Origin of the sequence: Petralouisia muris (assembly GCF_004793545.1) — a bacterium.
In the GTDB taxonomy this organism is placed as follows: Bacteria; Bacillota; Clostridia; order Lachnospirales; family Lachnospiraceae; genus Petralouisia; species Petralouisia muris.
The window spans coordinates 1-9,387 of sequence record NZ_SRYA01000116.1 but is presented as its reverse complement, the minus strand read 5'-3'; the positions used below and the strand labels follow the sequence as shown (position 1 = coordinate 9,387).

At 41.5% G+C, this 9,387-nt stretch carries 6 protein-coding genes; all 6 read left to right on the top strand.

Going from position 1 to position 9,387, the window contains the following annotated elements; translation table 11 throughout:
• Window positions 1-38 precede the first annotated feature (38 nt).
• The 6 genes from E5329_RS26805 to E5329_RS26780 all read left to right on the top strand — a co-directional run bounded on the left by E5329_RS26805 (window position 39) and on the right by E5329_RS26780 (window position 9,379).
• The gene (locus E5329_RS26805) at window positions 39-2,414 is read left to right on the top strand and encodes an ABC transporter permease (protein WP_135992250.1); all 2,376 of its coding nucleotides are present in this window, start codon (window positions 39-41) and stop codon (window positions 2,412-2,414) included.
• Between the two features lie 183 nt (window positions 2,415-2,597).
• Window positions 2,598-3,263, top strand: coding sequence for an ABC transporter ATP-binding protein (locus E5329_RS26800; protein WP_135992251.1), 666 nt, complete (start codon window positions 2,598-2,600; stop codon window positions 3,261-3,263).
• Window positions 3,264-3,277: 14 nt separating this feature from the next.
• Window positions 3,278-5,650 (top strand): ABC transporter permease, encoded by a 2,373-nt coding sequence (locus tag E5329_RS26795; protein WP_135992249.1) that lies wholly within the window; start codon window positions 3,278-3,280, stop codon window positions 5,648-5,650.
• A 26-nt stretch (window positions 5,651-5,676) separates the two neighbouring features.
• Window positions 5,677-6,306, top strand: a complete 630-nt coding sequence (locus E5329_RS26790; RefSeq protein WP_135992248.1) for a DUF3267 domain-containing protein — start codon at window positions 5,677-5,679, stop codon at window positions 6,304-6,306.
• Window positions 6,307-6,338: 32 nt separating this feature from the next.
• Window positions 6,339-8,723, top strand: a complete 2,385-nt coding sequence (locus tag E5329_RS26785) for an ABC transporter permease (protein WP_135992247.1) — start codon at window positions 6,339-6,341, stop codon at window positions 8,721-8,723.
• Between the two features lie 26 nt (window positions 8,724-8,749).
• Complete coding sequence (locus E5329_RS26780) at window positions 8,750-9,379, top strand: DUF3267 domain-containing protein (protein ID WP_135992246.1); 630 nt, start codon at window positions 8,750-8,752, stop codon at window positions 9,377-9,379.
• Window positions 9,380-9,387: the final 8 nt, after the last annotated feature.

Here is a 9,387-nt window from a genome sequence, read left to right as displayed (position 1 = left end):
TTTACAATAGCCTTATCAAATATGGAGGTGATACAACTATGACATGGCCTTTTGAAAACGATACAAGCGCCATTACAAAAAAGTTGGCAAAACGAAACTTAAAATCAGATAAAAGTAGAAACATCCTCATTATCATTACGATTGCCTTAGCTACCTGTTTGATAATGACAACGACCTTGTATTTTTTTGCTTCGCAGCGAAAATCATTAAATGATGCGGCTGGGCGTTATCAAGCAGTTATCAATGAAGTCGCTAATGATACCATTACGAAATTAGTAAATGACGATAGGATTCAAGTGGGTGTAAGTCATTTGTTGGGTTTAGTATCTTATGAGGACTACAAATTAACCGTTCGTTCAATGGACGAAACGCTGATGAAATTAGCAAAATATCCTGATTTAGAGGGAGAATTGCCCAAATCTACAAATGAAATTGCTATCACAAAGGCGTTTCTTGATAGAGCTGGATTGTCCAAATCCATAGGCGATACTATATCGTTAAATCTGGGAGATGGAGAAAAAGATTATACCTTATGTGGTATTTTGCCTGTCGAAAATTCAAATTATTCCGTATTCGTGTCGCAGTCCTATATTGAAAACAAGATCAGCGAACCGGCATACTCCGCTTATATCCGTCTGAATGAATCTGATGGTTGGTCTAAGGCCGCTATACAAGCTGAATTATCAATATTGTGCAGAGAATTGGAAATACAGCCGGAGCAAATGCAGTTTTCAACATATTATTTTTCTCTCATTGAACAGAGAAGCAGTCAATATATCGCTGTAATAGCATTTATCAGTCTTATTATCGCTTTGGCTTGTACCCTTGTTATTTACAGTCTGTTCTATGTGTCCATAGCCAGAAAAACAAAAGAATATGGGAAACTGCGGACAATAGGGACAACTGGAAAACAGATGAAAAAAATCGTTTTTAGAGAGGGATTCCATCTTTCCGGAATTGGTATTCCGGTTGGAATATTAGCCGGTGCAATAGCGGGATATGTCCTTGTCCCACAAGGCTGGAACACTTTAATGGTATTTGTAATTGCCGCTGTCACAGCTCTGTTTGTGTATCTATGCGTTATGATTGCTGTAATTAAGCCAGCCCAAATTGCTGCTCATGTTACGCCTGTTGAAGCAGTCCGTTATATGGTGGGCAATAATGATGTAATGTCCAACAGTACAAAAGTGTTACATCGTTCTCTATCCGCGAAAAATTTAGCTTTCCTTAATTTTGCAAGGAACAGAAAGAAAACCGCTTTAACGATCCTGTCGTTAGGGGTATGTGGAATTTTGCTGATGGCAAGCTCTGCATATTTTAATTCCATTGATCCTTTAGCGATGGCGCGCAGGAGTTTTCCTTACGGAGAAATTCGCCTTGAATTAGGCGATTACGGGCCGCAGGCACATAACAGCGAACAATATTCAGAACTCCAAAAATCGAATCTGCTCACAGAAGATTTTAGAGAATCCATTTTGGACATAGATGGTGTGGAAGAAATAAAAGAATACCAGGGCACCGTTTTGAATGTTCGTATGCCAACGGGAGATATTGAACCGGTTGTTTCAGACGCATATATGCCAAGCTCTCAAAAATTGCTTGAAGAATATTTGATTGATGGTACAGCAGATTTGCAAGCACTACTCAATAATAATGGCATTATTATTGAAAATGGCCCACAGTGGAAAGAAACTTTTGGGTGGGATGCAGCGATTGGGGATGAACTTCTGATTGAAGTTGGCGGACAAACATTGGAAGTAAAAGTAATGGGAATTGTGGACGCTGATATCCCGTATGGCGGATATGATACGCTATTTATTCCTTTAGAAATGCTGTCAAAGATCATTCCTGTTGAAAACCTCAATTATCAATTTATTGTAGATACAGATGACAGTAAATGGGCAGCTGCAAAAGATGAAATCCAAAAGATAATTCCACCGACTTCCAGCCTCTATGTCAGTACCTTGAATGATTGGGCAGAGGCATACAACGAAAAACTATTGAATTATCGTATGCCAGTTTACATTTTTGTTATGTTTATCGGGGTTTTTGGCATTATCAATCTGCTAAACACACTGATAACAAACATCTTGACACGGAAGCGAGAACTGGGTGTTTTGCAAGCGGTTGGTTTGAGCAGTAAGCAGCTTTCAAAAATGTTATTGATAGAGGGCTTATTCTATACATTAGGGGTGCTGCTTCTTTCCATATCATGCGGAACTCTTATCGGGTATCTTCTCTGCACCGTCTTTAGTGCAATGAGTATTTTTGGAAAAGTAAGCTATCATTTTCCGACAGTTGAAATGTTCAGTTATTTTATACTGATGCTTGCTGTCCAAATGCTTTTCTCGTATTTGGCAATCCGGCAGATAAAAAAACAATCTCTGGTAGATCAAATACGGGAATTGTCATAAAAATTTTCGCAGTAGTGTGCCGATAAAGCTGCCAGTGGCAGGTTTTCGGCTGAAATGTCCGAGCGTTGTAACATTTCACCCCGATTTTCAATGAATTTTTTGGGCCGCTGTAACATTTCGCGGACATTTGGGTTTTACAATAGCCTTATCAACAGGCAGAAAGCCTTGAAAGGAGTTTTGAATATGAGCATTTTACAGACGATTGACCTAAAAAAGCATTACGGTGCAGAGCCGAACATTACCCGCGCCCTTGACGGTGTGAACTTCTCCGTAGACGAGGGCGAATTTGTGGCCGTTGTGGGAACCTCCGGCAGCGGCAAGTCTACCCTGCTTCACATGATGGGCGGGCTGGACACTCCCACCAACGGAACCGTGATTGTCCGTGGCGAAGAACTGGCAAAGAAGAACGACGAACAGCTCACCATCTTCCGCCGCCGCAACATCGGCTTTATCTTCCAGAACTATAACCTTGTTCCCATCCTGAATGTGTATGAGAACATCGTCCTGCCGGTGGAGCTGGACGGGGACACGGTGGATCAGAAGTTTTTGGACGAGATTGTTCACCTGCTGGGGCTGGAAGATAAACTGAAAAATATGCCGAACAATCTCTCCGGCGGCCAGCAGCAGCGTGTGGCGATTGCCCGCGCCCTGATTACCAAACCGGCTATCGTGCTGGCCGACGAGCCGACCGGCAACCTTGACAGCAAGACCAGCGCCGAGGTGCTGGGGCTTATCAAACGCACCAGCGCGGAGTTCCGGCAAACTGTCGTGATGATTACCCACAATAATGACATTGCCCGCCTTGCAGATCGGATTGTCCGCATTGAGGATGGCAGGATTGTGGAATAAGGAGGTGGCAGGCTATGACATGGCCTTTTGAGAATGACACCAGCGCCATTACAAAGAAGCTGGCAAAGAAAAGTCTGATAAGCGAGAAGCGCCGGAATCTGATGGTGGTGATCGCCGTTGCGCTGGCGGCGTTCCTAATCTGTTTTACAGGAATTGTTTCTACTTCTCTGATACAAATGCAGCGCAATCAGGTTGTCGATACTTATGAGGCGGTTTGGATGGGCGTAGATGAAAATGATATTGAAACCCTGAAAGGACTGCCGGAGTTTGAGCGCATAGGCGGCTACTATGTGCTCGGTGAGGAACTTTCGGAACAGGGCTATCATGCGTCCTATGTGTATTGTGATGCGCAAATGATGGAGATTACCAAGGCACAGATGGAGTTATTAGAGGGCCGGGTTCCTGAAAAAGCAAATGAAGTTGTCGTAAGCGAATACTTTCTTTCCACCTATGGAAACAATGCCAGGATTGGGGACATTGTGACCTTAGATACAGAGAGCTTTCATGGTGATTATATTGTTAGCGGCATTATGGACAGCATAAATGAAAAAGAAGCGAATGCCTGTGCCATCATTCTTTCCAAAGCTGCCCTGACAGAATGGAATGGGTTTGACCCGGCAGGGTATCGTGCCTATGTCCATTTCAAAAACAGCGAGCAGTTGGGCGAAGAACTGATGACCTCTTACTGCAGGGAAATTGCGGAGGAATATCAGCTTCCTATGCCCAAAATGAACAGCAAGTATTTTGTCTATGCTTCTAAATCCTTTGATTTTGCACTGATGGCTGGCGTGACTGCCATTGTTCTGATCGGCGGCTATATTGTGATCCAGAGTATTTTCCGTATCTCCATCAATGACAAAATCCAGAGCTACGGGCAGCTTCGGACGATTGGTGCAACGCCAAAGCAAATCAAGCGGATTGTAAAGCGGGAGGGACACAAACTCGGCAGTATCGGGATTCTGATTGGCACAGTGCTGGGCGTATGCGGCGGTTTTCTCCTGTTTTCCAAGGGATTTAACGCTGTTTCCTATGTGGCAACGGTTATTTTGACACTCATAAGCAGTTGGATCATGGTATCTGTTTCCATCCGTAAACCGGTAAAAATTGCGGCAGGGATTTCCCCGATTGAAGCCGTCCGTTTCACCTCGGTACAAAAGAACATCCGCGGCCGGAAAAAGAACATCAAGCTCAATCCTGTTTCAATGGGAATCGCGAATTTTAAGCGTGACCGCAAAAAGACAATCAGTATTATTGCCTCATTAAGCTTAGGTGGAATTATTCTGCTTGTGGTATCCTCCCTCGTTTTGCTGCGCTCCCCAGAGGCGCTTGCAAGACAGGTTTTCCCGGACGGTGACTATAAAATTTATTTGCTTTCTGAGTTGACAGAACAAGAAGTTATGGCGGCGGGAAATCCACTAAATGAAGAACTAAAGCGGGAAATTTTGTCCATTGATGGTGTAACTGATGTGATTGCAAAAAGGCAAAGCCTTCATGTAAATTATCGTGCCAACGGAATTGAGGGTGTTGGTATGTGTGATATACTGACTGAACAAAACTATTCTGCGGTTGAAGCTGCATTGATAGATGGAACTATGCCACCGGATGCGCGCAGCATCATAATTGATTCGCATACAAGTAACTATTATAATATAGGAGCAGGAGCAACAGTTGAACTTATCTCCGGAAAATCAACCCTTCCTGTTACTATATCCGGAGTGTTTGACAGCAAGAGCATACCAACCAATGGACATGGAGCACTCCACCTTGATGGTCCGCTTGAATATGCACTGGAAGCATTATTCCATGAATTGCATCCAGAAATAACCTCGTTTGATTATTCATGGAGCATTGTAAGCGATCCGAAAAAAGCGGACCATGTAGAGTCTGAATTGAAAAATATTGTAGCCAGCCATAGTAATATTGCCTTAGACGAAATCAATACAGCGATTGCATATGAAAAAATGTCAAATTCTCTTGCGTTTGGCAGTATGGAGGTACTTTCATGGATGGTGTTCCTCTTTGGCGTTATCAACCTTATCAATACGACACTCTCTAACCAGATAGCCCGAAAGCGGGAAAACAGTATTCTGCGCTCCATCGGCCTGACACAAAAACAGCTGTGTAAAATGAACATCTGCGAGGGATTGTGCTATGCGCTCTTTGCAACATTGGCGACGCTGATCGTTGGGCTTCCCGCTTCCATCTTTGCTTGCAGAAAAATGAGCATAGGTGCTTTTGCCGGAAATGTAGTGTCTTATCAATTCCCGGTTTTGGAAATGGGCCTGTTCATTCTGGTATTGTTCGGAATGGAGCTGATCTTGTCTGTTTGGACAATCCGCAGACAGAAAAAACAATCCCTGATTGAACAAATGCGGGCGATGGAATAAGCGTATAAAATTTGGAGGAATTATCTATGGCTAACGATAAAAGAAAATTAACAGAAAAAGAATTGAAACGTAAAAATGACTTTGAAACAATAAGCTCTGAAATGCAACAAAAAGGATATAAAATGAAAAATGTGGTTATCAATACACAAAAAGCAAAGTATTTAGCTCTTTTAGTCATGTTCCCGTTTATGGCTTTAACATTTTGGCTCTATAATAATGTGAATGGTTTTAATTTAGATGGTATTTCCTGGGGATATGTTGTGGCGTTGCCTTTGCTTATTTTATGCCTGATTATCGTGCATGAGCTAATACATGGAATTACCTGGGGGCTTTTTGCAAAAAAACATTTTCATTCGATTGATTTCGGAATTATTTGGAGTAGTTTTTCTCCATACTGCACTTGCTCCGAACCGTTGAAAAAGTGGCAGTATTTGTTAGGAACTGCTATGCCTACATTGGTTTTAGGAGGTGGGAGTGCAGTAGCTGCGGTGATGACAAATCAATTACTAATATTTTTGCTGGCAGAGTACATGATTGCATCAGGTGGTGGAGATTTTCTAATTGTACTGAAAGGCATGTTACACCACACTGATAAGAAAGAAAGTGTGTATTGCGACCATCCTTACGAATGTGGTTTTGTAGTTTTTGAGAAATAGGAACAAATTGTGGAATAAGGAGGTGGCAGGCTATGACATGGCCTTTTGAAAACGATACCAGCGGCATAGTAAAGCGCATATCAAACCGCAGTATATCAGCAAATCGAAAAAGAAATATCTTTATTGTTTTGACGATTGCACTTGCCAGCGCATTGCTATCTGCTATTGTCCTCTATGGCTTTGGGGTTATGCAGGAAACGCAGAACCGCAACCAAAAAACAGCGCAGATTATGTATCATGCGATTTCTGAACAACAGGGACAGGAACTATACAAGCAGGAAGAAATTGCGTGGGTCGGGGAATTTTTTAACGCATTTTCGAAACAGGTAAACCATTCAACCGTTAATTTTACTTATGCAAATGCAGATATGCTAACATCCCAAAGTATGCCCTATTCGGGAGACTTACCAGCTTCAGAGGATGAAATTGTAGTACAGGAATCCTTTTTGGACAGTTTTGGCTATTCAAATGAATTGGGACAGACAATTCAAATCTCCTTTTCTGACGGCACTGCCCATGATTTCAAATTGACGGGAATCTTAGATGTGAAAACCGGCGATATTGGGCGCTATACAGCCATTATATCGAAAGAATTAGTAAGACAGCAGTATGGCGACGAGGGCATGATTGACTATTACATTGGACTGAAAGGCGCTCAAAATATGAGCGAGGAAGAAGCCACCAACTATGCAAACACTCTGGCACAGCAATTAGAAATTTCCGATGATAATGTGATTGTCCGTTCCACTTATTTCAACTTAAAGGACGAAAATCGTGGAAGTGATATGCTGTTCTACTTCTTGATCGGTTTTATAACTTTCATTGGTTCCGGCATTGTGATCTATTCGATTTTTTATATTTCAGTGGCAAGCAGTATCCGTAACTATGGACAGCTTCGCACAATCGGTACAACAAAACGACAGATCAAAAAGATGGTTTACTGCGAGGGAAAATTACTTGCTGCCATTGCTATCCCGATTGGTCTGGTTATTGGAAATGTGATTGGGTATTTTCTGGTTCCTGCCGGTTGGTACTGGCTGACTGCTTTATGTGTGACGGTCGGGGTTGGCCTTTTTGCATTTATTATTGTGATGATTGCTATTCATACTCCTGTAAAAAGAGCTGCGGCAGTATCTCCGCTGGAAGCATTGCGATATTCCGATTATCAGGGGAAAATGAAAGAAAGTTCCGTGTTGCACCGTAAAATAACGCCTGCTTCACTTGCTAAAATGAATCTGTCCAGGCAAAGGGCAAAGTCCACATTAACAATACTTTCTCTTTCACTCGGCGGAGTATTGGTTGTATTGATTTCGACAATGTTAGTTTCCTATGATGGCATTGCAGAAGCAAGAGGCAGGGCTTTCCCTGTCGGTGAATTTAACATCCAGCTCAACGCAAATCAATCGTGGGACACTGCCAGTATTTCTTTGTCTGGATTACAGCAAAAGAATTTTCTAAATGCCGATTTTGTAAATGCAGTAGAATCTATTGATGGTGTTACAGGAATCAAACGCTGGTATTACACGGATGCAGAATATCGTGTAAATGGCAGTTCTGGAAAATGGATTCAGGGATTTTGCCAAGATGAGCAGCAGAATTTGGAGAAAGAGCGAATTGCGGGAACGATTGATTATGATGAACTGGTGGCAGGCAATGGAATTGTCTTGCTTCAAGAGCGTGCCGATCTCTATGATATTGAGGTTTCGTTGGGTGATACCGTCGAAGTGGACTATAAAACCGAATCCGGGCAAATTCGCACAAAGACCTATACAGTCATGGGCATTGTAAATGAATATTCTTACTCCGGCTTCTCAAAGTGCTTTGCGCTTCCAGAGCAGCTTATGAATGAAGCGACCGGGATAGATTGCACAGGTACGATTTCCGTAATTACCGATATGGAAAAATTTGATACGGTTGAAGCCGCATTAAATCAACGGATAGACGGAAATAGCGATTTGGTTATGGAAACCATAAAAGAAAGTATCACTTATTATAGCGGGCTTCAACAACTTTCTTTCGGGGTATTGTTGATCGTGGCTGTTATTGTTGTTTGCTTTTCTTTCATCAACCTTGTCAATACAACAATCACAAACTTTCTGTCCCGCAGGCAGGAAATTGGAATGTTACAGGCAATTGGTTTGAGTAAAAAGCAACTGATCAAAATGCTGTGTTATGAGGGATTGATTTATTCCGTTTTTGCTATGCTTGTAACAGTGGTTTTGGGAACTGGATTGGGCTTCCTATCCATACAGGTAGTTGTGAAAATGATGAATCCATACTTTTATTATTCATTTCCGTGGCTGATCGTATTGATATATTTAGCAATCCTGCTGATTGTGCAGTTTACCTTGATTTCTTACACAACTGGAAATCTGAAAAAGCAATCTCTTGTTGAGCAAATCAGGGCAATGGAATAAGCGTATAAAATTTGGAGGAATTATCTATGGATAACGATAAAAGAAAATTAACAGAAAAAGAATTAAAACGTAAAAATGACTTTGAAAAATTCAATTCTGAAATGCAGCAAAAAGGATATAAAATGAAGAAAATAATTATCAATACTCAACAAGCAAAACCGTTATGTCTTTTAATTATGCTGCCATTTATGGCTTTAGCATTTTGGATATACTATAAGGTGAATGGTTTTGATTTAGATTGTCTTTCGTGGGAATTTCTTGTAGTATTACTTATGCTTATTTTATGTCTATCCATTCTGCATGAGTTAATACATGGAATTACCTGGAGTATTTTTGCAAAGAATCATTTTCATTCGATTGATTTTGGATTTATTTGGAGTAGTTTTTCTCCATACTGTACTTGCTCCGAACCGTTGGAAAAGTGGCAATATTTGCTGGGAACTGCTATGCCTACATTAGTTTTAGGCGGTGGAGCAGCAGTAGTTTCTGTAATGACAAATCAATTACTGCTATTTATTCTGGCAGAATTTATGATTATTTCAGGTGGCGGAGATTTTCTAATTATACTGAAAAGTATGTTATACCGCACTGATAAGCAAGAAAGTGTGTATTGCGACCATCCTTACGAATGTGGTTTTGTAGTTTTTGAGAAATAGGAACAAAT

What these genes read in the sequence shown, in the direction of transcription:
- E5329_RS26805 (WP_135992250.1), top strand. Translation starts at nt 39, where the DNA reads ATGACATGGCCTTTTGAAAACGATACAAGCGCCATTACAAAAAAGTTG.
- E5329_RS26800 (WP_135992251.1), top strand. Translation starts at nt 2,598, where the DNA reads ATGAGCATTTTACAGACGATTGACCTAAAAAAGCATTACGGTGCAGAG.
- E5329_RS26795 (WP_135992249.1), top strand. Translation starts at nt 3,278, where the DNA reads ATGACATGGCCTTTTGAGAATGACACCAGCGCCATTACAAAGAAGCTG.
- E5329_RS26790 (WP_135992248.1), top strand. Translation starts at nt 5,677, where the DNA reads ATGGCTAACGATAAAAGAAAATTAACAGAAAAAGAATTGAAACGTAAA.
- E5329_RS26785 (WP_135992247.1), top strand. Translation starts at nt 6,339, where the DNA reads ATGACATGGCCTTTTGAAAACGATACCAGCGGCATAGTAAAGCGCATA.
- E5329_RS26780 (WP_135992246.1), top strand. Translation starts at nt 8,750, where the DNA reads ATGGATAACGATAAAAGAAAATTAACAGAAAAAGAATTAAAACGTAAA.